General features: G+C 71.6%; 17 protein-coding genes. 6 read left to right on the top strand and 11 right to left on the bottom strand.

What is annotated here, in order from left to right; translation table 11 throughout:
- Positions 1–131: 131 nt before the first annotated feature.
- On the top strand, positions 132–2,873 hold the full coding sequence (locus ACGFYY_RS12940) for a M4 family metallopeptidase (RefSeq protein ID WP_393708912.1): 2,742 nt from the start codon (positions 132–134) through the stop codon (positions 2,871–2,873).
- 130 nt (positions 2,874–3,003) lie between these two features.
- On the opposite strand, the gene ACGFYY_RS12935 is transcribed toward ACGFYY_RS12940, so the two are convergent.
- Both ACGFYY_RS12935 and ACGFYY_RS12930 read right to left on the bottom strand, forming a co-directional pair.
- Positions 3,004–3,618 (bottom strand): GNAT family N-acetyltransferase, encoded by a 615-nt coding sequence (locus ACGFYY_RS12935; RefSeq protein WP_393708910.1) that lies wholly within the window; start codon positions 3,616–3,618, stop codon positions 3,004–3,006.
- Between the two features lie 132 nt (positions 3,619–3,750).
- Positions 3,751–5,043: a DUF5933 domain-containing protein gene (locus ACGFYY_RS12930; protein WP_393708957.1), complete on the bottom strand. Its 1,293-nt coding sequence runs from the start codon at positions 5,041–5,043 to the stop codon at positions 3,751–3,753.
- Positions 5,044–5,398: 355 nt separating this feature from the next.
- Here ACGFYY_RS12930 and ACGFYY_RS12925 point away from each other — a divergent pair, with 355 nt between their 5' ends.
- On the top strand, positions 5,399–6,886 hold the full coding sequence (locus ACGFYY_RS12925) for a SulP family inorganic anion transporter (protein ID WP_393708908.1): 1,488 nt from the start codon (positions 5,399–5,401) through the stop codon (positions 6,884–6,886).
- A gap of 70 nt (positions 6,887–6,956) precedes the next feature.
- On the opposite strand, the gene ACGFYY_RS12920 is transcribed toward ACGFYY_RS12925, so the two are convergent.
- The 4 genes from ACGFYY_RS12920 to ACGFYY_RS12905 all read right to left on the bottom strand — a co-directional run bounded on the left by ACGFYY_RS12920 (position 6,957) and on the right by ACGFYY_RS12905 (position 11,061).
- A complete protein-coding gene (locus tag ACGFYY_RS12920; protein ID WP_393708906.1) occupies positions 6,957–8,480 on the bottom strand; it encodes an SPFH domain-containing protein in 1,524 nt (507 codons plus the stop codon).
- 95 nt (positions 8,481–8,575) lie between these two features.
- Positions 8,576–9,085, bottom strand: a complete 510-nt coding sequence (locus tag ACGFYY_RS12915; protein WP_393708904.1) for a hypothetical protein — start codon at positions 9,083–9,085, stop codon at positions 8,576–8,578.
- Positions 9,086–9,212: 127 nt separating this feature from the next.
- The gene (locus ACGFYY_RS12910) at positions 9,213–10,262 is read right to left on the bottom strand and encodes a helix-turn-helix domain-containing protein (RefSeq protein WP_393708902.1); all 1,050 of its coding nucleotides are present in this window, start codon (positions 10,260–10,262) and stop codon (positions 9,213–9,215) included.
- Positions 10,263–10,380: 118 nt separating this feature from the next.
- Positions 10,381–11,061, bottom strand: coding sequence for a TetR/AcrR family transcriptional regulator (locus ACGFYY_RS12905; RefSeq protein ID WP_393708899.1), 681 nt, complete (start codon positions 11,059–11,061; stop codon positions 10,381–10,383).
- Between the two features lie 137 nt (positions 11,062–11,198).
- Here ACGFYY_RS12905 and ACGFYY_RS12900 point away from each other — a divergent pair, with 137 nt between their 5' ends.
- From ACGFYY_RS12900 to ACGFYY_RS12890, 3 genes are read left to right on the top strand one after another with little or no spacing between them, the layout of a single operon-like run.
- Positions 11,199–12,662, top strand: coding sequence for an MFS transporter (locus ACGFYY_RS12900; protein ID WP_393708897.1), 1,464 nt, complete (start codon positions 11,199–11,201; stop codon positions 12,660–12,662).
- Positions 12,663–12,720: 58 nt separating this feature from the next.
- Positions 12,721–14,559 carry an ABC transporter ATP-binding protein gene (locus tag ACGFYY_RS12895; protein ID WP_393708895.1) on the top strand — a complete coding sequence of 613 codons (1,839 nt, stop codon included), beginning with the start codon at positions 12,721–12,723 and terminating at the stop codon, positions 14,557–14,559.
- On the top strand, positions 14,556–16,271 hold the full coding sequence (locus tag ACGFYY_RS12890; RefSeq protein ID WP_393708892.1) for an ABC transporter ATP-binding protein: 1,716 nt from the start codon (positions 14,556–14,558) through the stop codon (positions 16,269–16,271). The genes ACGFYY_RS12895 and ACGFYY_RS12890 overlap by 4 nt, the downstream gene beginning before the upstream one ends.
- Before the next feature lie 295 nt (positions 16,272–16,566).
- On the opposite strand, the gene ACGFYY_RS12885 is transcribed toward ACGFYY_RS12890, so the two are convergent.
- From ACGFYY_RS12885 to ACGFYY_RS12875, 3 genes are all read right to left on the bottom strand, one after another.
- Entirely contained in the window at positions 16,567–16,896 is a 330-nt protein-coding gene (locus ACGFYY_RS12885) for a TfoX/Sxy family protein (protein WP_393708890.1), read from the bottom strand.
- Between the two features lie 85 nt (positions 16,897–16,981).
- Positions 16,982–17,206 carry a hypothetical protein gene (locus ACGFYY_RS12880; RefSeq protein ID WP_393708888.1) on the bottom strand — a complete coding sequence of 75 codons (225 nt, stop codon included), beginning with the start codon at positions 17,204–17,206 and terminating at the stop codon, positions 16,982–16,984.
- Between the two features lie 3 nt (positions 17,207–17,209).
- Positions 17,210–17,605: a carboxymuconolactone decarboxylase family protein gene (locus tag ACGFYY_RS12875; protein WP_393708886.1), complete on the bottom strand. Its 396-nt coding sequence runs from the start codon at positions 17,603–17,605 to the stop codon at positions 17,210–17,212.
- A gap of 266 nt (positions 17,606–17,871) precedes the next feature.
- On the opposite strand from ACGFYY_RS12875, the gene ACGFYY_RS12870 reads away from it, so the two are divergent.
- The gene (locus ACGFYY_RS12870) at positions 17,872–19,080 is read left to right on the top strand and encodes an NAD(P)/FAD-dependent oxidoreductase (RefSeq protein WP_393708884.1); all 1,209 of its coding nucleotides are present in this window, start codon (positions 17,872–17,874) and stop codon (positions 19,078–19,080) included.
- Positions 19,081–19,304: 224 nt separating this feature from the next.
- On the opposite strand, the gene ACGFYY_RS12865 is transcribed toward ACGFYY_RS12870, so the two are convergent.
- Positions 19,305–24,191, bottom strand: coding sequence for a DNA repair ATPase (locus ACGFYY_RS12865; RefSeq protein WP_393708882.1), 4,887 nt, complete (start codon positions 24,189–24,191; stop codon positions 19,305–19,307).
- Between the two features lie 107 nt (positions 24,192–24,298).
- The gene (locus ACGFYY_RS12860) at positions 24,299–26,359 is read right to left on the bottom strand and encodes an SPFH domain-containing protein (protein ID WP_393708880.1); all 2,061 of its coding nucleotides are present in this window, start codon (positions 26,357–26,359) and stop codon (positions 24,299–24,301) included.
- Positions 26,360–26,368 lie beyond the last annotated feature (9 nt).

Raw genomic sequence — 26,368 nt, 5'->3', positions numbered from 1 at the left:
GCACTCATGGTTGAGGAGACCCCTTGCCCGAGCTCAGCGCAGGTTCGACGGCATCCACCCCTGCCGGACGAAAGATATGGCGGAAAGACCTCCGCTCCGCCGGAGCGATCGCGGTTCTGTTGGCGGCCGCGATGACCCTGCAGGCGTCGCCGGCGTGGGCCGCGGACCCCGGCCCCTCGAACGCCTTACCCGGCCAGGACACCGCGACCCCGGTGCTCGTCGAGGGCATACGGGAGCCCGTGGACGCCAAGGCCGCCCCGGCCGACGCGGCACGGCAGCACCTCGCCGCGAACAAGAGCCGCTACAGGATCCCGCGGGCGGGCAGCGACCTCGTCCCCCTGGCGGCGACGACCACCGGGTCGAAGGACGAGACGGTCCGGCTGCAGCAGAAGCACCGCGGCGTCCCCGTGCTGGGCGGCCAGTACGTCGTGCGCATGCAGAAGCAGGACGGCAAGCGCGTGGTCACCGGTACCTCGGGGCACTACTTCACCGCGCTCAGCACCGACGTCACCCCCCAGGTCACCGAGGACGTCGCGGTCCGTCGCGCGGTGACCGCAACGGCCCGCCGGCTGGGAGCGGCCCTCGACAAGGGCCAGGCACCACGGTCCGAGTCCGGTGATCCGGCGGCCACCGGCATGACCGGTGAGGCCAAGGGGCTCGTCGTCCTGCCCAAGGGGGCCGGCGTCCTCGCCTACCGCGTCACCGTGCGCGGCACGGCGCCCGGCACCGGGGCACCGGTCGTGGACGAGGTGTACGTGGACGCCCGCTCGGGCTACCCGGCGCTCCAGTACAGCGCGCTGAAGACGATGGCGGCCCCGGCGGCCCCGGCGGCCGGTGAGTTCGCCGAGAGCCCGACGGCGGACGGCCCGCCGGCCGCTCCCGCGAACCTGGTCCCGGAAACCGGGTCCGGGGCCCGGCTGAGCGGCGCCGCGGCCTCGCTGGACATCGCCTACGACCCGGCGGCCGGCAGCTACCTCCTCGCGGACGCGGGCCGTATGCGCGCCACGAGCAAGAGCCTGCTGTCCACGTGGGACGCCCGTGGCAAGTCGGTGTCGGAGACCTCCGGCAGGTGGCCCTCCGGCATCACGATGTTCTCCTCCCCGAACACCTCCTTCGGTGCGGCGGCGACGGACTCGGGAGCCGTGGACGCCCACTGGAACGCGGGCCAGGTCTACGACTTCTACAAGAAGAACCTCGGGCGCGACAGCCTCGACGGGAACGGCGGGACCGTCAACTCCCTGGTCGGCGTGACGTACTACGGCCAGCCGTACGCCAACGCGTTCTGGGACGGCACCAAGATGGTCTACGGCATCGGGGACAAGGAGTTCAAGCCGATGTCGGCCGACACGGACGTCGTCGGCCACGAGATGACCCACGGCGTCATCGAGCACACGGCGAACCTGGTCTACGCGGGCCAGTCCGGCGCCCTGAACGAGGCCCTGGCCGATTACTTCGGCAACGCGATCGACGTCACCGCGAGCGGGACGCCGATGGGCGATCCGACCGCCGGCCTGATCGGCGAGGACCTGTGCCGTACGAAGGCGGCCGCCGACTGCGCCCTGCGCGACCTCAACGACGGGGCCACCACCTCGAAGAGCTTCCTGGGCGTGTCGTTCGCCACCGACAACGGCGGCGTGCACCTGAACTCGACGATCTTCTCCGGCGCGCTGTGGGACATGCGCGAGGACCTGGGCGGCGCCCTGGCGGACAAGATCGTGTACAAGGCCGTCACCGAGTACATGACGCCGATCGACGGGTTCACCGAGGCCCGGGGAGCGGTGCTCGCGGCGGCCAAGGCGCTGGGCGCGACCGCCGGCCAGCAGAACGCCGTCAAGCGGTCGTTCAACGCCCATGGCATCGTCCCCGGTTGGGAGCAGGCCCTCGGCGTCGACACCGACACCCTCTTCGGCAAGCTGAACACCACCGACTCCGGAGTGGGCGCCGGCGGCGGCTGGTGGACGGCCTCCAAGTCCGACGACGACGGCTCCGAGCCCTACTCCGTGTACGCCGGCCGCCTGGACGGCAAGGGCGCCCCGAAGGTGATCAGCCCCAACGACGGCCGCTACCACACCGCCCCGGCGACGGACGGCAAGACCGTGGTGTGGACGGCGTACGGCCCGACCTCGGTCGACGTCCTCTCCCGCCCCGTGGCCGGTGGCCCGATCAAGACCCTGTACAGCTCCGTGACCGGCGTCGCGGGCCTGCGGGTGGAGAAGAACACGGTCGTGTTCGAGGAGTACGACATCCTCGGTGGCCGGCACGTCGGCTACCTGCGCCCCACCGACAAGGCCCCGGTCTTCACCGACGGGAAGAAGTGGAACACCCTGACCGCTCTCCCCTCCATCAGTGACAACAAGATCGCCTACGCGAAGCTCTACGCGGAGGCGGGTTCCTACCGGCTGGGCGTGGAGGTCGTCGACCTCGCCACCGGCAAAGCGGTCATGACGGAGCAGCTCGACGAGCCGGTGAGCCTCGGCCAGACCGGTATCAACGGCAAGAACGTCTTCTGGCTGTCCGACACCGACGAGAGCGACGGCGGTCTGACGTCGGTCATCAGCTCCGGCCTGGACGGCCGCGGCGCCTTCATCGTCAGCAGCGAGCACAAGCCGGGCGCCTTCGTCGCCTCCGACCTGACGGTCTCGCAGGAGGCGCTGACCCTCGTCGCCCGGACGCCCGACACGCGCTACCGCAACGAGTCGCTGCCCAAGCTGTGGCAGCTGACCACCGACGGCTCCCGCCGCGAACGGGTCTCCTGCAACCGTGGTGAGCAGAGCTACCCGGCGGCCGGGGCGGGCCGCCAGGTCACCTGGCTGGACGCGACCACCGGCTCCACCGACCTGGTGGTCCGGGAACGGCCGGCCGGCACCTGCTGATCCCTCCCGCCGAACCACGGGGCCGACGGCTGTACCGTCGGCCCCGTCCGCGTGCCGCAACCGTGCCGGACCCGTACCGGGAGCGCCCCGGGTCGGGCGGACGGGCCCGCCCACCCCCGTGGCGCGGCCCTCACTCCCCGGCGTGCGCGTCGGCGCGGGCCGCCCGGCGGGCCTCCAGCGCGCGCTTCACCCGCGGCCATTCCGGCCGGGTGATGCTGTAGACCGCCGTGTCGCGGATCCAGCCGTCCCGCATGACCATGTGCTGTCGGAGCACGCCCTCGTGCGTCGCGCCCAGCCCGGAGATCGCCGCCCGTGACGTGGCGTTCCGTACGTCGGTGAGCAGCTCGACGCGGTTCATCCCCATCGTCTCGAAGGCGTGCGTCAGCATCAGCAGCTTCGCCTCGGTGTTGGTTCCGGTCCCCTGCCAGGACCGGGCGAGGAAGGTCCAGCCGATCTCCACCCGCCGCTGCGCGGTGTTGATCATCATCAGCCGGGTCGAGCCGACGACCCGGCCCGTCACCGCGTCCACGGTCGCGTAGGGGATCTGCGTGCCCTCGGCGCGGGCGGCCATCGCGTCCTCGATGAACCCGCGGACGTCGTCCGGGTGCGGGACGGTCGTCACCGCGAGCTCCCACAGGTTGCCGTCCCGGACCGCCTCGCACAGCGCGTCGTGGTGCCGCGGCTCCAGCGGCTCCAGTCGCACGCGCTCCCCCACGAGTTCCCCCGACGCCTTCGCCCGCTCCATGCCCGACCTGCCCGTCCCCCGGTCCATCACGACGGGCCGACCCTACGCGGCGCCGGTCCTCGGCCCCACCGAGTTTCGCCCGGCGGGACGGCCGCAGGGGGCGGGGGCGGGCCGGTCCCGGCCCCCGCGCGCTCAGACCAGTTCGGGCTGCGGCTCGCGTCGTGGTTCCGGCACCCGCGCTCCCGCGGCGGCCGCGTCCTGCCGTTCCCACTGCCTGGTGGTCCGTACGTAGCCGTAGATCACCGAGCCCATCGCCAGGAGGAGCAGCGGCCCGAACACCCACGGGTAGGCGGCCAGCTGCGTCGACAGATAGCGGTACGAGACCAGGTACGCGACGAACACCGCGAAGCCGTAGCCGGTCAACAGGACGCCGGGCCGGTCCCAGCCGCGGGCGAGCGAGCGCAGCCCCGTCTCGATCGTGACCGTGAACACCACGCCGGCGATGATGTCCGCGCCGTAGTGGTAACCGAAGCCCAGCGTGGCGCCGAGGGTGGCGATCAGCCAGAAGGTGCCGGCGTAGCGCAGTGCCCGTGGGGCCTTGCGGGAGTGGATGAAGATCGCGGTGGCCCAGGCCGTGTGCAGGCTGGGCATGCAGTTACGCGGGGTGAACTCGTCGAAGGGCATCGGGCCGGGGGCACCGAGGGGCGGCGGCGTGTTCGGCCAGAGGTCGGCCATCGCCCACTGTCCGCCGTCGGCGCCGTAGGCGAAGATCGGCCCGACCACCGGGAAGATCATGTAGATGCCCGGCCCGAGCAGGCCGATGACGAGGAAGGTGCGCACCAGATGGTGGCTCGGGAAGCGGCGCAGGGTCGCCACGTGGCGCAGCTGGTACAGCGCGACGGCGACCGCGGCCACCGCGAGCTGGATGTAGACGAACTCGAGGACGCGGAAGCCGACCGTGCCGGTGGCCTCGACGATCCGGCCCGCCACCCACGAAGGGTTGCCCAGCGCGTGATCGGCGGTCGCCACGTACTGGTCGAGCACCGTCGGGCGGGTCTTGGAGGTGATGAACAGCCAGGTGTAGCCGGTCTTGCGGCCGGTCACCAGCAGCAGGGCCAGCCCCACGCCTTTGAGCAGCAGGAGGCGCTCCCGACCGGTACGGCGCGTGACGGCGATGACGGCCCAGGCCAGGGTGACCCACAGCGCTCCGGTGCCGAACATCATCTGGGCGCCGACGGCCCACCGTACGAGCCAGAGGACGAGGTCGATGCCGATGGCGGCGGCGAGTCCGATGAACCGCTGTCGCCAGGTGAGCACCACCATCATCAACGCCATGCTGGCGTAGAGGACGGTTCCCGACTTGGGGGCGAAGATCACCTCTCGGGCCTGGGCGGTGATCGGGCCCGGTACGTCGTACCAGCGCGCGGCCAGCTCCAGTGCGACGAGGAATCCGAGGGCGATCGTGCTCACCACGGCCCAGAGCAGGGCCCGAGGTCGAGGCCGCCCGGAGGGGCTGGTGCCGTCACCTGTTCGAGAGAGAACCCGCGATATCGTTGATGTCAATTTCCGGCCGCTTATCGTGGTCCAACGTGAATATTGTCAGATCGAACATGTTAACGGAGTGGGCACGTTTGATTGAGCGTGGGTGCGCCGATCAGTTCGCCCGGGTGCCGGCCTTGATCGGAATGACCTGAGCGGAGAATTCCGCTCCGATCGCGGGGTCGGGTGTCGCCCGCCCCACGGGCGCGGCACGGGCGACCCGGGACCGCGCTGTACCTTGGGTCGTTCCCTCCCCCGTACGCCCCACCTGACAGGTCTGCTCCCCTTGTCCCACTCAGCTGTGTCCATATCCGCGCGACTGCGCGACTTCCGCCCCTCCTGGCTTTCGCCGAAGGTGCTGCGCACCGAGGTGCTGGGCGGGCTGGTGGTCGCCCTGGCGCTGATCCCGGAGGCGATCTCGTTCTCGATCATCGCCGGGGTGGATCCGGCGATCGGGCTGTTCGCCTCCTTCACCATGGCCGTCACCATCTCCGTCGTCGGCGGGCGGCCCGCGATGATCTCCGCCGCCACCGGTGCGGTGGCCCTGGTCATCGCGCCGCTGAACCGGGAGCACGGGTTCGGCTACCTGGTCGCGGCGGTGATCCTGGCCGGGGTGTTCCAGATCGTGCTCGGCGCGCTGGGGGTGGGCAAGCTGATGCGGTTCATCCCGCGCTCGGTGATGGTCGGCTTCGTCAACTCGCTCGCCATCCTGGTCTTCATGGCCCAGGTGCCGGAGCTGCGGAACGTGCCGTGGGCCGTCTACCCGCTGCTGGCGGCCGGGCTGGCGCTCATGGTGCTGTTCCCGAGGATCACCACGGCCGTGCCGGCCCCGCTGGTGGCGATCGTCGTCCTCACGGTGATCACCGTCGCCGCGGGCATCGCGGTACCGACCGTCGGGGACAAGGGCGCGCTGCCCTCCTCGCTCCCGACGCCCGGACTGCCCGACGTGCCGTTCACCGTCGACACGCTGGCCACGGTCGCCCCGTACGCCTTCGCCATGGCGCTCGTCGGGCTGATGGAGTCCTTGATGACGGCGAAGCTGGTCGACGAGATCACCGACACCCGGTCCTCCAAGACCCGGGAGTCCGTCGGGCAGGGCGTCGCGAACATCGTGACCGGCTTCCTCGGAGGTATGGGTGGCTGCGCGATGATCGGCCAGACCATGATCAACGTGAAGGTCTCCGGCGCGCGGACCCGGCTCTCCACCTTCCTCGCGGGCGTGTTCCTGATGGTGTTGTGCATCGTGTTCGGCCCGGTCGTCTCCGACATCCCGATGGCCGCCCTGGTCGCCGTCATGGTCATGGTCTGTTTCGCGACCTTCGACTGGCATTCCGTCGCGCCCGCGACGCTCAGGCGGATGCCGGCGGGCGAGATCACCGTCATGGTGCTGACCGTGGTCTGTGTGGTGGCCACCCACAACCTCGCCGTGGGCGTCGTGGCGGGATCGGTCACGGCGGTGGTCGTCTTCGCCAAGCGGGTCGCCACGCTCGCCGATGTCACGGCGATCACCGACCCGGACGGCGGCCGGGTCGTCTACACCGTGACCGGGGAGCTGTTCTTCGCCTCCTCCAACGAACTCGTGGGCCGCTTCGACTACGCCGGCGACCCCGTCGAGGTCGTCATCGACCTGTCCGCCGCGCACATCTGGGACGCCTCCTCGGTCGCCGCGCTGGACGCGATCGAGCACCGGTACGCACAGCGCGGCAAGAGCGTTCGGATCATCGGGCTGAACGAGCCCAGCGCCCGTCTGCACCGGACGCTGAGCGGTGAACTCGCCGCCACCGGCTGACCGCGGTTCCTCGGGAGCCGTAGGAGCCGCGGGAGCCGGTCGAGGCGTCCGGTGAGGACGACGGCCGACGTCAGTCGCTGATCGCGATCTTGCCGTTGGCCGGGACGGGCTCGGGGATCGCGGTCGACCTGCTCGCGGTGAGGCCCTTGAGCAGCTGGGCCAGGTCGACGCCCGTGGTGGAGCCGAGCAGTTCCATCCCCTGGGCGACGTTCTCGGCGACGGTGCGGGAGAGCCGGTTCGCTCCGTCGGTGGAGATGACGGTCATCTTGTCGATGGCGCCGAGCGGTTCGGCCGCCTTGGCGACCACCTGCGGGAGCACCTCGACCAGCATCTGGACCATCGCCGCGTCACCGTAGCTCTCGAAGGCGTCGGCCTTCTTCTGCATCGCCTCGGCCTCCGCCGCGCCCTTGGCGGCGATCGCCGCCGCTTCCGCGTCGCCCTCCAGGCGTACCGCGTCGGCGATGGCCGCACGGCGGGCTCGTTCGGCCTCACCGCGCTTGGCGCCCTCGATGGCCTCGGCCTCGGCGAGGGCGGAGCGTCGCTGCTTCTCGCCCTCACCCGTCAGACGGGCCCGCTCGGCCTCCGCCTGGGCGGCGGCGATGGCGGCGAGGCGCTCGGCCTCGGCCTGCTTCACGCGGGCCACCCGCAGCGCCTCGGCCTCCTGCTCCGCCTGGTAGCGGCGGGCGTCGGCCGGCTTGCGAACCTCGGTGTCGAGCTGGCGGTCGGTCAGCGCGGCCTGCCGTTCGGCCACCTTCTCCTGTTCGGCCAGGATCTGCTGCTGCCGGTCGGCGTCCGCCAGCGGGCCGGCGGCGTTCGCCTGGGCGGCGGCCGCGTCGGTCTCGGCCTTGATCTCGGCCTGGCGCAGGTACAGGGTGCGCTGCGCGACCGCGATCTCCTCCTCGGCCTTCAGCCGGGCCTGTTCGGCGGCCCGGCGGGCGTTGGCCTCGGCGATGTCGGCCTCCTGCTTGGCGCGGGCGGCCTCGGGGCGGCCGAGGTCCTCCAGGTAGGAGCCCTCGGTGGTGATGTCCTGGATCTGGAAGGCGTCCAGGACGAGGCCCTGCCCGGAGAGACTGGCCTCGGCCTCCTCCGCCACCTGCCCGGCGAAGGCGGCCCGGTCGCGGATGATGTCCTCGACCGACATCCGGCCGACGATGGCGCGCAGCGCGCCGGAGAGCACTTCCTGGGTGAAGCCGACGATGCCGTCCTGCTGCTGGAGGAAACGCTGGGCGGCGGCGCGGATGGCGTCCTCGTTGCCGCCGACCTTGACGATCGCCACGCCTTCGAGGTGCGCCTTGATGCCGCGCAGCGTGACCGCACCGCGGACGGCGATCGGGATGTGCCGGCTGGACAGGTCGAGGGTGTAGCGCTGCTGGACGAAGGGCACGACGAACACTCCGCCGCCGACCACGACCTTCTGGCCGCTGGTGTCGGTGAAGATCTGTCCGGTGGCCGGATCGGTGGACTTCTTGCCGCGCCGGCCCGTGATGAGGAAGGCCTCACTGGGCCCGGCGACCTTGTAGCGGGTGACGACGACCAGTGCGAGCAGCACGAGGAGTACGACCACTCCCACGACCGGAACGACGACTGAACTCATGGTGGATCCCCCCTGCCCGCGCTCACGAGGGCAGATCGGTGGCGGATGGGTAGGAAGGTGAGGCGCCCGGGCCGGCTTTCGGGTCGGCGCTCGGGTCAGCGTTCGACGGCGCGCACGCCGACCGACGTCGGTGACGGCGTCGCCGTCACCCACACCTCGGCGCCGCGGGCGACCGGACCGTCGGCGGTCGCGGCGTACTTGACCGGTTGGCCGCCCAGCCGCAGCATGACCTCGCCGTACCCGCCCGCGGGGATGGCGGTGACCACGGTGCCGGCCGACCCGACGAGCTCGCCGTGGCGCGGGGCGGCCCCGCTGCCGTCCCGGGCGAGGGCCAGGCTCAGCCGGTACGTCGACCAGCCGGCCCCCGCACCGGCCACGGCCCCGGCGGCGGCCGCCGCTCCCGGCCCGAGACCTGTGGTCCCGAGCACGATCGCCCCCGTGAAACCGAGCATCGAGACGAAGCCCGCGATCACCGGGAGCGACAGCCACCCGTCGAACAGTCCGTCCAGGGCGCCGTCGAAGACACCTTCGAGGACCCCGTCGAACACCAGCGAGGCGGCCAGCAGGACGATTCCCCCGATGCCGAGACCCAGAAACAAGTCCATGAGCACCTCCCCACTCAGCCGGTATCACCGCCGGACAAGAGCATCGTGCCGGAGCACGAGAGCGTCGCACATTGCCTACCCTCGGCAATCTTTACGACTCGTTTACGCCGTGGTGCGGCAGGAGGGGTCAACCCGTGGTCCCGGGCCAGCCCAGCAGTCGCGCGCCGATCACCGCGGTCTGGAGGGTGTAACGGTCCGCCGACTCCGCCGGGTTCGCACCGGTGAGGGTGTGGACGCGTTCGAGCCGGTACGTCAGGGCGCGCACGCTGAGCGAGAGCCGGCGGGCGGTCTCCGTGGCCACGCAGCCGCTGTCGAAATAGGCGGTGAGGGTGTCCAGCAGGGGCCGGTGGCCACCGCGCGCCTGGCGGAGCGGGCCCAGGACACTCTCCACGAGGTCGGCGAGGGCTTGCCGGTCACGGCTGAGGACCGGGTAGACCAGGAGGTCGGAGGCGTGCAGCACCGGCCCCGCCAGGCCCATCCGTTCGGCGAGATCGAGGGCGTTGAGGGCCTCCTCGTAGGAGTGGACGACTCCGCCGGGGCCGGGGTGGGAGCGGCCGACGGCGACCCGTCCGCCGTCCGTCGCGGCGTGCGCCTGCTGGGCGAAGTAGGCCAGGACATCCGGCTGGTCGCCGGGGGCCACGCAGATCAGGCTGCCGTCCTTGGTGGCCAGCAGGATGTGCCGGGTGCCGAATCGGCCGAGGACCGCCTCCTCGATGCGGCGCGCCACGGGGTAGCCGTCGCCGTACGGCTCGGGACCGGCGGCCACGGCCACCGCGTGGGCCTGCGACAGGCGCAGCCCGAACCGTTCGGCCCGCTCCGCCAACAGGCCCAGCCCGCTGCGCCCGTACAGCAGGTCGTCGATGAACTCGCGCCGGGCTGCCTCCTCCTGACGGACCGCCTGACGCTGGGAGCGCTCGTACCCTTCGACGAACGCGTCCACCGCCTGCTCGACGGCGGCCAGCAGGGACGTCTGCGAGCGCGTCCGGACGCTCTGGGCGGCGGCCAGGTGGTCCCGTATCAGCCCGCGCAGCGGCAGACCCGCCTCCGCCGCGAGCTGCCCCTCGGCGCGGCGGGACTCCAGCTCGTCGCGGGTGAGGCGGCGCCCCGTGACACACACCTGCCGCAGTATGTCGACATATTCGCCGAGCCGCTCCTCCGGCACTTCCCGGTCCGCCACGTTCTTCCCCCGCTCCCGACGCGCACCTTCACCCGCCACCGACTCGGGACCAGGGTGGCACGTGCGGGGGGCGGTCCCGGCACCGGGACCTGGGGTTCTCCCGCCGATCGGTCCGCGCTCAGCCGCTCGCGCGGGGGGTGGCGCGGGCGAGCAGCCCGTCGACGAACGTGCGGAGACCCTCGGGGTAGACGTCCCGCGCGGCCAGTTCGGCCCATCGGACGCCGATGGCGGCCAGGTGGGGCACCTGGGCGGGGTCCAGGTCGTCCCGGTAGGCGAAGGGCCGGCCCTCGCCCTGTCGGCGGGCGGAGTGGGCGCGTACGAGGACCTCGCCGACGGTGAAGTACCAGATGCTGCGGAAGACGTCGACGCTCTGCTCCGGTGTGCATCCGTGGTCGCCCGCGCCCGCCACGACGGCTTCGACCATCCACATCGCCGATTCGTCGAGGAGGCCGACAAAACCGTCGGCCGAGAGGACCTCCGCCGCCCAGGGCCAGGCCGTGAGGGCGTCGTGCATCGCGGTGGCGGCCGCGACGATGCGCTCGCGCGGTGCGTCGGGCAGTGCCGGACGCCCGATCTGCTCGATGTGGTGGTTGAGCAGGAGGAGCAACAGGTCGTCCTTGTTGCGGATGTGGTGGTACAGGGTCGTCGCTCCTACGCCGATCTCGGCGGCCAGGCGGCGGATCGTCAGCTTCTCCCAACCGTCCTCGTCGATGAGCCGACGGGCGGTCACCAGGATCTGCGCACGGGAGGTCAGGGGCGGCCGGCCGGTGCGGCCGTGCGATGCGGGCGCTCGGGACATCGTCCCATCATGCCGCCCCGCCGCCCTTCGCCTCACCACGGGTGCGCATCGGATCCCGTGTTCACGGCGGGCTCTCCCGTGCTACTTTCGGAACGCGTTCGGAAATCCAAAGACCAATGTCTTGAGAGGAGTTCGTGATGACGCACGACTCGGCAACCCAGCCGGGGCGCACGCTCGCGGCGGTGGCACTCGTGCAGTTCATGGTTTCGCTGGACCTGTCGGTCGTGAACGTCGGACTCCCGCGCATCGCCGCCGGCCTCGGCTTCGGCGCGGTGGATCTGACCTGGGTGATCCATGCCTACGCCCTCACCTTCGGCGGTCTGCTCCTGTTGGGCGGCAAGGCCGCCGACCGCTACGGCCGCAAGCGGATCCTGCTGCTCGGACTCGGCCTGTTCGGACTCGCCTCCCTCGCCGGCGGCTTCGCGCAGGAACCGGGCCACCTCGTCGCCGCCCGAGCCGTACAGGGTGTCGGGGCCGCCCTGCTGGCTCCGGCCGGGCTGGCACTGCTGACCGCGACGTTTCCCACGGGCAGGGCCCGGGTGCGGGCCTTCGGGACGTGGAGTGCGACCAACGCCGCCGGCGGCGCGCTGGGCGTTCTGCTGGGCGGCCTGCTCACCGAGTACGCCGGCTGGCGGTGGGTCATGTTCGTGAACGTGCCGATGGCCGCTTGCGCGTCGGTCCTGGCCTGGCGCGGTGTCGCCGCCGGGCCGCCGGCCGCTCGCGGTGGCCGCCCGGACGTGCTCGGTGCCGTCCTGGCCACGGCGGGCATGACCTTGCTGGTGTTCGGCGTCGTCCGCACGGACCGGTACGCGTGGACCTCGCCGGTCACCCTGACGACCCTGACGGTCGCTGCCGCACTGCTGGCCGCGTTCATCCGTGTCGAGACGGCCACCACCCGAGAGCCGCTGCTCCGGCTCGGCCTCTTCGCCAACCGCTCGGTCGCCGGCGCGAACGCCTACACGTTCCTGATCGGCGCGGCCATGACGCCCAGCTTCTACTTCGTGTCCCTCTACCTCCAACACATCCTCGGGACGGGGCCCGCGCGCACCGGGCTGATGTTCCTGCCGTTCGCCCTCGCCGTGGTCACCGGCTCCGTGCTCGCCGTCACCTTCGGCCACCGGCTCGCCCCCCGCACCCTGCTGGTCGTCGGCGGACTCCTCGGGGCGACCGGGCTGGCCTGGTTCGGCCTGATCAGCCCGGGCGGCGCCTTCCTCACCGACGTCCTCGGACCCTCGATCGTCACCGGCACCGGCTTCGGGCTCTGCCTCGGCCCGGTGACCTCCCTCGCCACGCTCGGCGTCGCGAGCCACGAGACCGGCACCGCCGCCGGCCTGCTCAACAGCTCGCGCCAGATCGGCGCCTCGATCGGACTCGCCGTCCTCGGCGCCGCGGCGCACCGACGCGCCGGTGGGACCGCGACACCCACGACATCCACGACGCTCAACGACGGATACGCGCTCGGTCTGAGCCTCGGCGCCGTGCTCCTGGCCGCCGCGGTCCTCGTCGCCCTCACCGTCCTCCGGAGGAGCGCCCCACCGGCCCGGGTCGAGCGGACCGAGGACCACGACCCACTCCCCGCCCGCTCGTCCGGGCGCCCTTGATCACGGCGTGCCACGCCGGCACGCGAACACCGATGCGTACGACGAAGACAGGAGGCCCATGACCACCACCGAGCCCGCCCCGACGAGGGAGCGCTCCGCACCCCCGCCCGAGGCCGATTCCGCGACGGGACCCAGCCTGAGGGGGCTGCTGCGCCCGTACTACCCGAGTTTCGCCGCCGTCGTGATCCTGCAGGTCGTGGGCGCCCTCGCGGGTCTGCTGCCGCTGCTGGCGGTCGTCGAGCTCGGGCGTGCCCTCCTGTCCCCCGCCCCGGTCGATCACGATCATGTGGGGAGCGTCGTCCTCACGGGTGCGGCCGGCCTCTTCGTCCGGCTGCTGTGCACGGCCGCCTCGTCCGGGATCGGACACATCGTCGACGGCCAGGTGCAGTTCGCCTTCCGTCGGCTGCTGGCGGCCCAGCTCGGGCGCGTGCCGATCGGCTGGTTCGCCCGGCGTCGGACCGGCGAACTGGCCAAGGTGGTGGGCGAGGACGTGAGTGCCGTGCACCCGTTCATCGCCCATACTCCCGGAGAGCTCGTCTCCGCGTTCGTGGTGCCCCTGGTGTCGCTGGTCTACCTGTTCACCATCGACTGGCGGCTGACCCTGATCACGCTGATACCGGTGGTGTCGGCGGTGGCGCTGGTCCCCCTGTTGATGACCCCGACCCGGCTGCGCGAGCAGCGGGAGTTCGACGCGGGCATGGGGCGGATCGCCGACTCGGTCGTCGAGTTCGTGGAGGGCATCGCCGTGGTCAAGGCGTACGGCGGATCCGGGCGGGCCCACCGTCGGTTCCGCGCGGCGACCGACGACTTCGTCCGCATCTTCCGCCGGTGGGTGCACGGCGTCTCCACCGTGGCCGCGGGGATGCAACTCGTCCTGTCACCGCCGTTCGTGCTGCTCGTCGTCCTGATCGGCGGTACGACGCTGATCACGAACGGCGACCTTGCCCCGGCCGACCTGCTGCCCTTCCTCCTGCTCGGGCTGGGCCTGACCGCTCCGGTGGCGGCCCTGGGCCACGGCTTCGACGAGATGCAGGCCGCGGGGCGCGCGGTCGGCCGGATCCGGGAGGTACTCGACGTACCGCCGCTCCCGGAGCCCGCGCACCCGGTCGCGCCGCGGGGACACCGGGTGGAACTGCGTGACGTCCGATTCGGCTACGACGCCGATCGCGAGGTGCTGCGCGGAATCGACCTGGTGCTCGAACCGGGCACGGTCACCGCGATCGTCGGGCCGTCGGGAAGCGGGAAGTCCACGCTGGTGCGGTTGCTGCCCCGGTTCTTCGACCCGACCCACGGGCGCGTCCTGGTCGGCGGTGTCGATCTGCGCGAGCTCGCCGCCCGGGACCTCCACCGGATGGTCTCCTTCGTCTTCCAGGACGTCTCCCTGTTACGCGCGTCGGTCGCGGACAACATCGCGCTCGCGGTCCCCCACGCCGACCGGGAGGACGTGGTGCGCGCCGCCCGGCAGGCGCAGATCCATGACCGGATCCGAGAACTTCCGCGCGGATACGAGTCGGTGATCGGCGAGGACACCGGGCTGTCGGGTGGCGAGGCACAGCGGATCTCGCTCGCGCGCGCCCTGCTGGCCGACACACCCGTTCTCGTGCTCGACGAGGCGACCGCCTTCGCCGACCCGCGGACCGAACTGGCGGTGCGCCGGGCCCTGACGGCACCCACCGGTGATCGGACCGTTCTCGTCATCGCCCATCGGCTGGAGACGATCATGGACGCCGACACCGTCGTCGTGCTCGACGACGGAGTCGTCGTGGAGCGCGGCCGGCCCGCCGAACTGCTCGCACGGAACGGGATGTTCACCGCGCTCCGGCAAGCACACCGATCGGCGGTCGCCGCCGAGGACGAAACCCACGATGACGTACCGCGAGGAGGCGAGCCCCGATGATCCGTACGCTGCTACGCGTGCTCGGCCACGAACACGCCCGGCCCGTGCGTCGCACCGTGGCCCTGATGACGACGACCGCCCTCGTCGAGGGCGTCTCCTACGCCCTGCTGGTCCCCGTGCTGCGGGCCCTGTTCGGCAGCAATCCCGAGGACGCCTGGCCCTGGCTGATCGCGTTCGGGGCCGCGATCGCCGGCTACGCGGTCCTGCGCTTCGTCAGCGACCGGTCCGGTTTCCGTGCCGGGACCACGCTGTTGCGCGGTACGTACCACCGGCTCGGCGACCACCTGGCCCGACTGCCCATCGGCTGGTACGACGCCGGCCGTGTCGGGGAGGTGTCCGCCCTGGCCGGCCGGGGCGTCCTCCAGGCGATGAGTGTGATCGCGCACCTGCTGGCACCGTTCGTGTCCGCCGTGGTGACCCCCCTGACGATCGTTGCCGTCATGTTGGTCTTCAACTGGCAGTTGGGGCTTGCCGCGTCGGCCGCCGTACCGGTCGTGGCGGCGATCCAGGTGTGGACGGGACGCTCGATGGCCGCGATGGACGCGGAGCGCCAGGAACGCGACCACGAGGCCACCGCGCGCGTCGTCGAATACCTCCGGGCCCAGCCCGTGTTGCGGGCGGGCGGGCGGACCGCGGAACGCTTCCGTGTCCTCGACGACTCGTTGCGGGAGGTCCGGCGCGCCTCCCGCCGGACGGCGGTGACGGCCCTGCCCGGTGTGGTGGGGCTGACCCTCGCGGTGCAGACGGCGTTCACCGTCGTACTGGCCCTGGGCGCCTTCCTCGCGCTCGGCGGGCACCTCGGTGCGGCGGAGCTCCTGGCGTTCCTGGTGCTGGCCGCGCGCTGCGCGGATCCGCTGCTGTCGCTGTCGGACATCGGCGGCCGGCTCCGCGGCGCACGGCACGAGCTGACGCGGCTCGACGCGGTACTGTGCACCGCACCGCTGCCGGAACCGGCCGAGCCGGTCCGACCGGTATGCCATGACCTGGAGTTCGAGTCCGTCGTCTTCCGGCGCGGGGCCCGGACGGTGATCGACGGCATGTCGCTGTCCGTGCCGCAGGGCCAACGGCTCGCCGTCGTCGGGCCGTCGGGCGCGGGCAAGAGCACCCTGCTGCACCTGCTCGCGCGGTTCTTCGACGTGGACGCCGGCGCTGTACGGGTGGGAGGTGTGGACGTACGCGCGATGAACGCGGAGGTGCTGATGGAGCGAATCGCCATCGTCTTCCAGGACGTTCACCTCTTCGACGGCACGATCGAGGAGAACGTACGCCTCGGCCGCCCCGACGCCGACGAGGCCGAGGTGCGCGCGGCGGCCACCGCGGCGCGGCTGGACGAGGTGATCGAGCGGCTGCCCGGCGGATGGGCGGCACATGTCGGCGAGGGCGGCGCGAGGCTGTCGGGTGGTGAACGCCAGCGCGTCTCGATCGCCCGAGCCCTGCTGAAGAACGCGCCCGTCGTGCTGCTGGACGAGGTGACCTCGGCGCTGGACCCGGTGAACGAGGCCGCGGTCCACGAAGGCATCGAGCGCCTGATGGCCGGCCGGACGGTGGTCATGGTCGCGCACCGGATGCGGACGGTCCGACGCGCCGATCGTGTCGTCTTCCTGGCCGACGGCCGGATCCTGGAGGAAGGCGACCACGACGCGCTGCTCCGCCGGGACGGCCGCTACGCCGACTTCTGGAACGCGTCTCTGACACCGGCGGCGAGCGAATGAACCGTCAGGCGGCTCGGTCCCCGAGAACGACCGAGAGGCCGCATCGGATATCTCCGATACAGCCTCTGATCTGCGACTCTTTCGAGTCGGGACGACAGGATTTGAACCTGCGACCCCTTGACCCCCAGATCGATGGGTCGGAGAGAAAATCACGACATACGCCACAATCCAAGGACGCACAGCGGGCATGCAGGCACCTGCCGTGCACTCGCCGACATGGGCGGTGGTCCCCAACTGGTCCCCAAGGGGCGCCATCTGGCCTACGGGGAGAAGGCGGGTGCTCTCGCCGGCTTCGCTACTTCGGGGGGAGCGTGCAGGCGAAGGCCACCGCCGTCGTCACCCAGTGCCGCAGAACGGAGTCTTCCGCGAGGGCAGGGCCTGCGACCGTCACCCAGCCGCGCATCGGGCGGCCGGTGAAGTCCATGGGCCGGGCCTCGGGCCGGGCGAGCGCCTCCTCGGCCCGGTCCGGACCCACCCGGGCGATGAGCTCGTCGCCGACCACGCCCACGCTCATGTGTCCGCCCAGCAGGAAGGACAGACCGCCGAACATCCGCTTCTCGGTGATGTCCGGCCTCTCGCCGAGCTGCTCCCTGATCCGCTGGGCCAGGCCCTCGTCGTACGTCATGGGCCCACTGTCCCGCAGGGCCCCATGACGTGCCGGGCGGAGCACCGGGCGTGACCATGAGGAGATGGAGCCGCCATCGCTGCGTTCACGGTGCGGGGCTGCCTCCTGTCGGCTCGGCGGCCGCGGCCGGCAGGTCTTGCACCTGTCGGTCGTAGTCGTCGAGCAGCTGGCGCAGATGGTCCAGTGACTCGGCCGGTACGTCGGCCGGAGCGGACTCCACGACGTAACGGGCCGCCGTGACCAGTGCGGACAGTTCGTACACGTGGAACGTGCCTCGGAGTACCGCCGGGCGCAGCCTCTCCAGCAGCATCGGTCAGCCCTTGGAACGTACGTACTCGACGACCTGTCCCAGCTCGGAGGCGAACTGGTCGTAGTCCTCCTGCATGCCGTTGATGTAGGCACTCCAGCCGAGACTCGCCTTCGCGTAGTGCACGGCTTCCCGGATCTCCTCATCCGAGGCACCGAAGAGCTTGGCGGCCTCGGCGTGGAACAGGCTGCAGTACCGGCACTTGGTCTCGGCGTGCAGCCCGACGCCGATCAGCTCCTCGTACTTGTTCGGGATCAGCGTCTCGCCGAGTTCGATCCGCTTGAAGATCTCCCACTCCGGGCCCAGCAGCTCGGTCGGGATGCTCTGGAAGAAGTGCGGCACCAGGCCCAGGGTTTCCTTGATGTCCGCTTCGACATCGGCGCGGCTGACCGCGGTCGTCATGACGAGACCCTCCTCCGAAGGCTCCGCGTGCCCGACCGGGCTCGCCCGCGCTGGTCGCGAGCGTGTAGGCACCGGTCATTACGACCGCACGTCACTGCCCCGGCGGAGAACGCCCGCCGGCACCGGCGGGCCCTCACCTCAAGCCTACGCATCTCCACCGTCTCCGGCGACGGACGAGGGTCGGCGCCCACGCGGGCACCTCCTCCCGGGCGCGCCTGCCGGGGGCCGCGTATAGCGTGGAAGAACAGCGACCGGCAGGTGACGCCATGACGAACAAGAGCTACGACGCCATCGTCGTCGGGGCCCGTTGCGCGGGTGCGCCGACCGCGATGCTGCTGGCCCGCCGGGGCCACCGGGTGCTTCTGGTGGACCGCGCCCGCTTCCCGAGCGACACCGTCTCCACACATCTGATCCACCCGCCGGGCCTGGCGGCGCTGGACCGCTGGGGCCTGCTGAGCCGGGTGACCGCCGGCGATCTGCCGGAGATCACCACCTACGCCTTCGACCTCGGACCGCTCACCCTGGCGGGCTCACCGGCCGGGTGCGGGTTCTCCGGCTCGTACGCTCCCCGCCGCACCGTCCTGGACAAGATCCTCGTGGATGCAGCATCGGAAGCGGGCGCCGAGGTACGGGAGGGATTCTCCGTCGAGGAGCTGGTGACGGGCGGCGAGGGTACGGACGGAGCCGTCACCGGGATCCGGGGGCGCGAACACGAGGGCCCCCAGGTGGCGGAGCACGCCCGGGTGGTGATCGGCGCGGACGGTGCCCACTCGTTCGTCGCGCGGACCGTCGGAGCCGCCCCGTACTCCGAGAAACCGAAACTGCAGGCCAGCTACTACACCTACTGGTCAGGGCTCGGGTTCGAGCACTTCGAGGCCTTCCTGCGGCCCGACCGGGCGTTCGCGGGCTGGCCCACCAACGACGGCCTGACCCTGCTCATCTGCAGCTGGCCGATGCACGAATTCGAGGCGCACCGGGCCGACGCCGAGAGCGAGTACCTGGCCACCATCGCGCTGGCGCCCTCCCTCGCCGAGCGGACCGCCTCGGCCACCCGCGTGGAACGGCTCGTCGGGACCGCCGTCCCGAACTACTTCCGCACACCCTACGGACCGGGCTGGGCCCTGGTCGGGGACGCCGGCTACCTCAAGGACTTCATCACCGCGCAGGGCATCCAGGACGCCTTCCAGGACGCGGAGCTGTGCGCCCGGGCCGTCGACGAGGCCCTCACCGGACAACGCCCCTTCGAGGACGCCATGCGGGACTACCAGGAAGCCCGCGACGGGCGGGTACGGGAGATGTACGAGTTCACCGCCGACTTCGCCCAGCTGGACCCACCGACCCCGGAGCAGCAGCAGATGTTCGGCGCCATCGCGCAGCGGCAGGAGGCGATGGACGGGTTCGCCCGGGTGATCGCCGGGGTGACCGCTCCCTCGACGTTCTTCTCCGACCCGGCCCTGGCTCCGGCGGCGGGCTGAGGGCCGCCCGTCCGTCCCAGGGGACGGGACGGATGGGACGGACGGGACGGCGAGGCCGGGATGCCGATGATCAGCCCAACCCCTTCTTGACCGTCCGAGGATCCCGATGAAGGTCGACGTGCTGACCGAGACCGTGATCGCCGTTCCGTGCGAGCAGGTCGCCGCCTATGTGGCCGACCCCTCGCACGCGCCGGAGTGGTACGAGAGTCGCACCGGTCACGGCCTCACGACCTGCGCGGCGGCTCGTCCGGGCGGACGGCGTGGCGGGCGGCGGGGTTGACGAGGGCGTGGCGGGGATCGGTGGCGCGGGTGATGGCCGATTCGACCGAGGCGACACGGTCGGCCAGGAGGCCGAGGGCCGCCACCGCGCGGGTGAGGGGGTCCGAGTCCGGGCCTCCCAAGGCCTCGGCGCGGACGTGGGACGCCTTGATCGCAACCCAGCGGGCGGCCTGGGGCGGGGTGAGCGTGCCCCGGAGTTCGGCGAGCTTGAGCAGATTGGCCTCGGCGCCGGAGGTGAGGGTCTGCGCCTCGGCGGCGTAGTGGTCGTCGAGGAGGGAGGTGAGCTCGGCGTCGTTCATGACCGGGTCGATGCGTGCGGCGATCTTGTTCATGTTCCGGTACGAGCCCTGGAGCCGGAACGGCGGCTCGGTACGGGTGGCGTCGCTCTGGGCGGCGGAGGCGATGTAGGCGGCGTTGACCGCGAGGACCGTGGTGCGGGCGGTCAGCAGGTGGCGCAGGACCGCGAGGATCCGGTCCCGTTCGGCCGGGGCGTACGGATGGGCCAGCCGGTCCGTGTGCGCGGTGGGGTCGCCGTCGGCGAGCCGCAGCAGGAGGTCCAGGTCGGCGCGGTCACGGCCGGCGAGCTGGGCCAAGGCCGGGTTCGAGGTGAGGGCGTTCTCCACGAAGCTGGCGGCGAAGGCCTCCTCCTTGCCGGTCAGGACGTCGCCGAGGTTCCACACGTCGGCCCGGTTGGCCAGCATGTCGGGAATCCGGAAGCGCTCCCCGGACTCGGTGTAGGGGTTGCCGGCCATGCAGACGGCGAAGCGCTTGCCGCGCAGGTCGTAGGTGCGGGCCTCGCCGTTCCACACGCCCTCCATCCGGCGGGTGGAGTCGCAGAGGGGGATGAACTTCTGGAGGAGCTCCGGCGAGGCGTGCTGGATGTCGTCCAGGTAGAGGAGGGTGTTGTTACCCGCCTCCAGCGCGAAATTGATCTTCTCGACCTCCTGGCGGGCTGTGGCGTCCGGGGCCTCAGCCGGGTCGAGGGAGGTGACCGCGTGGCCGAGGGCCGGGCCGTTGACCTTGACCAGGACCAGGCCGAGCCGGTCGGCGACGTATTCCATCAGGGTCGTCTTGCCGTAGCCGGGCGGGGAGACGAGCAGCAGGAGGCCGCTACTGTCCGTGCGCCTGGTCTCGCCCATGGTGCCGATCTGCTTGGCGAGGTTGTCGCCGATGAGCGGGAGGCAGACCTCGTCGAGGAGGCGGCCACGGACGAAGGAGGACATCACTCTGGGGCGGTACTCGTCCAGCCGCAGCCGGGCCCGTTCGGCCGCGACGAGCGCGGTACGGGTCCGCTGGTAGGCGCGGAAGCCGGGGACCTCTGAGGCCGCGAAATCGGCGGTGCGGGCGAGGAGTTCGTCGATGCGGATGGTCAGGGTCCGGTCGGCGGCGATGCGGGGGTGCCTGCCGAACAGGCCTTCGGCGGTACCGGTCAGCTCGGCGTCCGACTCGTATCGGAGAAGGTCCGGGCAGAGTTCGACAGCCACGGCCTCCGCGAGGTCGCCGGGGCCGAGCGGCTCGCCGGTGGCTGCGGCGTACGCGGTGAGCCAGGCCTCCACGAGCTGACGCCGGTCCGCGGGTACGGGCAGGGCCGCGAGGTCTTCGTCGTAGGCCGAGGTGCCCACCGAACGACGGAACTTGTCGAGCAGGGTCCGGGTGGCGGCACGGGTGACGAACCCCTCGGGGCCGCCGGCCAGCTCCTCGAAGAGGTACTCGGCGCACTGCCGGCCGGCGCCCATGGCCCCGGCCAGCTCCTCCTGGAACGCTGCGATCGCCGCTGTCGGTCCGAAGGCCGTCCGGACGCGGGCGAGCGAGGCCGCTCGGCGGGTCCAGGTCGCCCGCTCGGGGCCGGTCGTACGGTGTGCCCAGAACAGCTGGGCCTCGGCGCGGACCGCCGCCGTGTGGCGCAGCAGGCCCGCGCCCTCGTGCAGGCGCAGGAGAACGGTCAGGATCGCGGTCGCGTCGTGGTCGTGGACCCCCCGCTCGTAGCCCTCGTCGTACGCGGCTTCGGCTGCGCGGCGCACGAGGTCGGGCAGGTCGGCCCCGGCCAGGGCGTCGGGTCCGTGCTCGGTGAGGAGTCGTACGGCCAGGTACTCCGCACGGTAAACCTCGGCGTTCTCGGAGGCCAGCGTCCGGCCCCAGTAGGGACGGGTGGCCGCGAACTCCGGGTCGGTGACCGGGGAGCGGTAGTCGGTGCCGGTGAGCGCGAAGGCGAGGCCGTCGCCCTGCGGGACCACGGTGAGGTCGAGCGGCTGAGTGTTGACGGCGAAGCGGTGCCGTCCCAGGCGTACGGTCCGGCCGCCGTCCGCGTACAGCTCGGCGCGGTCGCGCAGGGCGCGGGCGGCCTCCTGCCGGGCGGCCTTGACCCGGCCGTCGAGCTCCTCGGCCCGGGTCCGCTCCCCCAGCTCCCGCAGTTCGTCGGCGGTGCGGCGGACCTTGGAGACCATCGGATCGGAGGCGAAGAAGGTGCTGACCGCGTCGGCGTCCGGGAGTCCGGCCGCGCGGCGGCTGACGGTCTCCAGGATGCGTGCGGCCGATTCGGCGAGTCGCTCGGCCCGGCGGGCCCGCTCGTCCTGAAGGGTCTGCTTGCGGGAGGAGAACGCCTCGTAGACCTCGGCGCGCCGGTCGGCCAGTTCGGTGAGAAAGGTGTCGGAGTCCGCGAACCGGGCTTCCAGGTTCTCCAGCCTCAGCAGCAGGCGGGCGAGCTGGTCGTCGCACGCTTGCGGGGTGTCGGCCGCCGCAAGCGCTCCGGTGACGGCCTGGCTCAGGAGGGCGGACTCGGCGGCGAACTCCGCCCGCCCCTCGTGGACGAGGAGTTCGCGGCGGCGCGCGTCGAGGGTGGCGCGGGCCCGGTTGGCGCCGCCGAGCACGTCGGCGATCCGCTCCAGGATGCCCGTACGGACCGTGGCGTCGCCGGTCTCCAGTCCGGCGACGACCTCGGTGACGGTGCTCAGGCTCTCGGCCGACTCGTCGAGGCGGGCGAGCAGGGGCGCCGCCTCGGCGACGGTGGTGATGTCCGCCGCCGCCGTGCGGATCCGGGCGATGTCCTCGTGGTAGCCGGTGAATGCGTCGGTGTGCGCGAGGAAGGCCACGGCACGCCCGGCGAAGGACGCGATGTCGGCCTCGACGTCGGCGGCCAGCCCGTCGATGCGGTCGGTGTCGGAGTACCGGATCTCCTTGAGTGTGAGCACGTGCCCGTGGGCGCGGCGCAGCCCAGTCAGCAGGTTGATCCACTCGCCGGTGGTGCGGGGCGCCTCGCCACGGGCCGTCCGCACCAGCGAGGTGGTCTCGGCCTCCGCCTCGTTGACGGCGTCGGCGGCCCGGCGGGTCAGTTCCCGCACGGTTTCGAACTCGGTCACCACCTGCTCGGCGGTGGAACGGAGCTCGTCGAGTGCGGCCTTGAGGCCGCCGAGGTCGGCCTCGCCCAGCCAGTGGTGGCGGTCGGCCGCCCGTACGCAGGCTGCGACGAGCGTCTCGTACACGCCGGTGGTCGGAGTCGTGTCCCGTGCGGTGTTGGTGAGGGACAGGAGGTCCGAGATGCCGCGTACGAGGTCGGCGTTGCCGATGCGCGCGAGCGGGCCGGAGCCGGTGGGCCGGGCTGCGGCATGGGTGTCGGAGACGTACGGGGAGCCCCACCGCTGGAGCGGGTGCACGCGGGCCGGCTCCTGCGACTCGGCCCGCAGGACGAGGAGGTCGCCGTCGTCGAAGAGGGCGTATCCGTGGCAGGAGAGCGGGGCGGCGACCTCGTGGCGGATCACGTTGTACGGGAGGAGCAGGCTGCGTCCCTGGGCGCGGGCGTGGAAGACGTACAGCACGTCCTCGCCGTTGGGCGAGCGCACGGTCCGCTCGAACTCCAGGCCTTCGGTGTCGATGTCGAAGGTCTTGGGACCGCCGGTGGCGAGGTGGTAACCGCCGGGGAAGACGATCCCCTGGTCCTCGGGCAGTCGGCGTGCGGCCTGTCCGATGCCGTCGAGACGGACGACGGTCTTGGTGGCGGTGTCGAAGACCAGGTGCCGGCGCGTCTCCTCCTTGTACGGGCGCACGCGCAGCAGGAGCAGCGGACCGACCCGGGCGTGCTCGACCTCCGCGTCGGCGAGGGACTGGAGCGGGTCCTCGACGGGCTCGGCCCATATGCCGCGGTCGGTCTCGGTGTCGTCCTCGGTCTTGACGGTCAGGCTGCCGCCGACCGTCGTGACGAACACGTCGCCGCCGATGGAGACGTGCGGGTGTCGGCCGGGGACGTGGTCCTCGCGGGTGGTGGCCGTCCACTCGAAGTCGTGGGCGGGCGGCAGGATGTGGTCCCGGTCGCCCTGTGCGTCCAGGAAGGAAGCGGTGCCGTCGGTGGGGTGCAGTGTCCAGCGCAGGGCCCGGATGTCCTCGCCGGCCTCGCCGGTGCGGAAGACGGCGAGCAGTTTGCCCTCGACGTGGTGCAGGCGCAGGAGGCGGGCCTGGCGGTAGTACCGGTGGAGGGCTGCGAATTCACGGAGGAAGGCCGGGTCGTCCAGCAGTCCGGGGACGGCGTCCCCGGGGAGCGGGTTCAGGTCGCGGTCGTGCAGGGCGAAGACGTCGGCGACGGCGGTCTCGGGCGCTCCGCCGGGGAAAGCGTTGTAGCCGAAGAGCAGGGCGTCGCCCACGGCCACGACGTCGCGGGGGACGCAGGCCCGCTCGGTGCGCAGGCTGCCGGTGCTTTCGAGGGCCAGCCCGATGGAGCCGAACTCCGCGGTGCGCAGGGTGTTGAGGGCCTCGGTCCGCCGGGCCAGGTCACCGGCCTGGGTGGTGAGGCGGTCGCGCAGCACCTCGTAGGTACCCGCGTCCAGAGGGGACGGGCTGGTCATGGGTGGCTCCCTGCGGGTGCGTGCGGCCGGCTGTGTTTTCGGGTGGACTCAGGGCCCCTGGGGCCACCGCGTCGTGCGCGGCGGCCCCGGTCGGCCCTCGGCTCGGGTCAGGCCTTGGCGGACCCGTTGAGGCCGGCGGTGTTCAGGCGCGCGAGCGGCATGTCGGCGAGTCCGAGCTGCCCCGCCTTCTCCAGCAGCTCGCCGAGCTGTCCGGACTGTGCGCCGCCGCCCTGCATGAGCTTCATCAGCAGAGCCGACACCGTCAGGTTCTGGACGTCCGCCGTGGAGACGGAGCTGAGTACCCGTGTGACGTCCTCGGTGAAGTCGGACGTGCCGTCCAGCCAGGGCCCCGCCAGGCGCTGCGCGGTGTCGGAGTTCTGGACGAAGGCGTCGACCCCCTTGCCGAGCGAGATCGAGGAGACGAGACGGTCGAAGAACACCGAGTCGCCGCCGACGATGTTGATGTCGGCCTTCTCCAGTCCGGCCGCGACCACCATGGCCTGCGCCTCGGCGACCTGCCGCTGGACTTCGAGCCCTGCCAGCCGGATGTCCTTCTCCGCCGCCAGGCGCAGGCGGTACTCCTCGTGGGTGCGCGAGGCCTCGTCCAGCGCGGCCATCGCGGCCGCCTTCTCGGTGAGCCCGGCCGCCTCGGCCTTCAGCTTCTCGCCGATCATCGCGGCCTCGGCGCTCGCCTGTGCCTTCGTACCCTCGGCCTGCGCCCTCAGCCGCGCCTCGGTGGCTCCGGCTTCCGCCAGGCCGGTCTTCTCGATGGCGTCGGCCTCCTTCTCCCGTACCTGCACCGCCGCCAGCCCGGGCGCCGCGGTCTCGGCCTGGATGCCCTCCGCGAGGCGGAGCTTGGCGCGGGCGTCGAGGTCGGCGGACCTGACCCGCGCCTCGGCGAGGGTGATCTCCTCGGCCGCGCGGTGTACGGCGGCCTGTTCGGCGGCCTCCGCGGCCTTGATGTCCTTGACGAGCTTCTCCTGCGCCTCGGCCTCGGCGGCGATGACGATCGCCTGCCGGTTCCGTTCGGCCTCCTCGACGGTGCGCAGCCGCTTGATCGATTCCTCCTGCTCGGCGACGGTACGGTCGACGGCGACCCGCTCGCGGATGACCTCGGCGATGTCGCGACGCTCCGCTTCCACTTCCTTCTCGGCGGAGATCCGGGTCAGTGAGGTCTCCCGCTCCCGGGCGATCACCTCCAGCTGGCGGTCCTTCTCGATCCGCTCGCTCTCGATGGCGATGACCCGCTCACGGTTCTTCTCCGCGACGGCGACCTCGCGAGCCTGGTTCTCGCGCTGGATGCCGAGCTGCTCCTCCGTCTTGAGGAAGGCGCTCTGCGCGCGCAGCCGCTCCTCCTCCTGCACGCGCGCCGTCTCGGCCTCCTCTTTGGCCCGTACGGTCTCGATCTCGCGGCGCTGCTTGATCTCGGCGTCGGCCTGGCGGCGCTCCAGTTCCAGGATGGCCTCGCGGGCGTCGACGTTCTGCCGGGTGATCTCCTTCTCCTCCGTGCGCTGGAACTCGTTCGTGCGCACGTGCTCGATGGCCGTCAGCTCGGTGATCTTCCTGATGCCCTGGGCGTCGAGGATGTTCGCGGCATCCAGCTGGCTCAGCGGGGTCTGCTCCAGGTAGTCGATCGCCGCGTCCTCCAGGCTGTAGCCGTTCAGGTCGGTGCCGATGACCTGGATGATCCGGTCCCGGAACTCGTCGCGCTTGGTGTAGAGGTCGGCGAAGTCGAGCTGCTTTCCGACCGTCTTCAGGGCCTCGGAGAACTTGGCGTTGAACAGTTCCTGCAAGGTCGCCTTGTCGCTCGCCCGCTGGGTGCCGATCGCCTGGGCAACCTTGATCACGTCCTCGACCGTCTTGTTGACCCGTACGAAGAACGAGATCCGGATGTCGGCGCGGATGTTGTCCTGGCAGATCAGGCCGTCACGGCCGGTCCGGCTGATGTCGATGGTCTTCACCGAGATGTCCATGACCTCGGCCTTGTGCAGCACGGGCAGCACGACCTGCCCGGTGAAGGTCACGTCGACCTTCCGCATCTTCGAGACGATCAGCGCCTTGCCCTGCTCGACCTTGCGGAAGAGCCGGCTGACGATGAAGAGCAACGCGACCGCGATGAGCAGGACAACGGCGATGAGCACGCCGATGCCCAAGGAGATGGCATCCATGGTGATTTC

The organism is Streptomyces sp. NPDC048331, assembly GCF_043201215.1.
GTDB lineage: Bacteria > Actinomycetota > Actinomycetes > Streptomycetales > Streptomycetaceae > Streptomyces.
Note: the sequence above shows the minus strand (reverse complement) of the source record. Positions and strands in the feature narration are given on the sequence as shown.

What these genes read in the sequence shown, in the direction of transcription:
- ACGFYY_RS12940 (WP_393708912.1), top strand. Translation starts at nt 132, where the DNA reads ATGACCCTGCAGGCGTCGCCGGCGTGGGCCGCGGACCCCGGCCCCTCG.
- ACGFYY_RS12935 (WP_393708910.1), bottom strand. Translation starts at nt 3,618, where the DNA reads ATGGAGCGGGCGAAGGCGTCGGGGGAACTCGTGGGGGAGCGCGTGCGA.
- ACGFYY_RS12920 (WP_393708906.1), bottom strand. Translation starts at nt 8,480, where the DNA reads ATGAGTTCAGTCGTCGTTCCGGTCGTGGGAGTGGTCGTACTCCTCGTG.
- ACGFYY_RS12915 (WP_393708904.1), bottom strand. Translation starts at nt 9,085, where the DNA reads ATGGACTTGTTTCTGGGTCTCGGCATCGGGGGAATCGTCCTGCTGGCC.
- ACGFYY_RS12905 (WP_393708899.1), bottom strand. Translation starts at nt 11,061, where the DNA reads ATGTCCCGAGCGCCCGCATCGCACGGCCGCACCGGCCGGCCGCCCCTG.
- ACGFYY_RS12900 (WP_393708897.1), top strand. Translation starts at nt 11,199, where the DNA reads ATGACGCACGACTCGGCAACCCAGCCGGGGCGCACGCTCGCGGCGGTG.
- ACGFYY_RS12895 (WP_393708895.1), top strand. Translation starts at nt 12,721, where the DNA reads ATGACCACCACCGAGCCCGCCCCGACGAGGGAGCGCTCCGCACCCCCG.
- ACGFYY_RS12890 (WP_393708892.1), top strand. Translation starts at nt 14,556, where the DNA reads ATGATCCGTACGCTGCTACGCGTGCTCGGCCACGAACACGCCCGGCCC.
- ACGFYY_RS12885 (WP_393708890.1), bottom strand. Translation starts at nt 16,896, where the DNA reads ATGACGTACGACGAGGGCCTGGCCCAGCGGATCAGGGAGCAGCTCGGC.
- ACGFYY_RS12880 (WP_393708888.1), bottom strand. Translation starts at nt 17,206, where the DNA reads ATGCTGCTGGAGAGGCTGCGCCCGGCGGTACTCCGAGGCACGTTCCAC.
- ACGFYY_RS12875 (WP_393708886.1), bottom strand. Translation starts at nt 17,605, where the DNA reads ATGACGACCGCGGTCAGCCGCGCCGATGTCGAAGCGGACATCAAGGAA.
- ACGFYY_RS12870 (WP_393708884.1), top strand. Translation starts at nt 17,872, where the DNA reads ATGACGAACAAGAGCTACGACGCCATCGTCGTCGGGGCCCGTTGCGCG.
- ACGFYY_RS12865 (WP_393708882.1), bottom strand. Translation starts at nt 24,191, where the DNA reads ATGACCAGCCCGTCCCCTCTGGACGCGGGTACCTACGAGGTGCTGCGC.
- ACGFYY_RS12860 (WP_393708880.1), bottom strand. Translation starts at nt 26,359, where the DNA reads ATGGATGCCATCTCCTTGGGCATCGGCGTGCTCATCGCCGTTGTCCTG.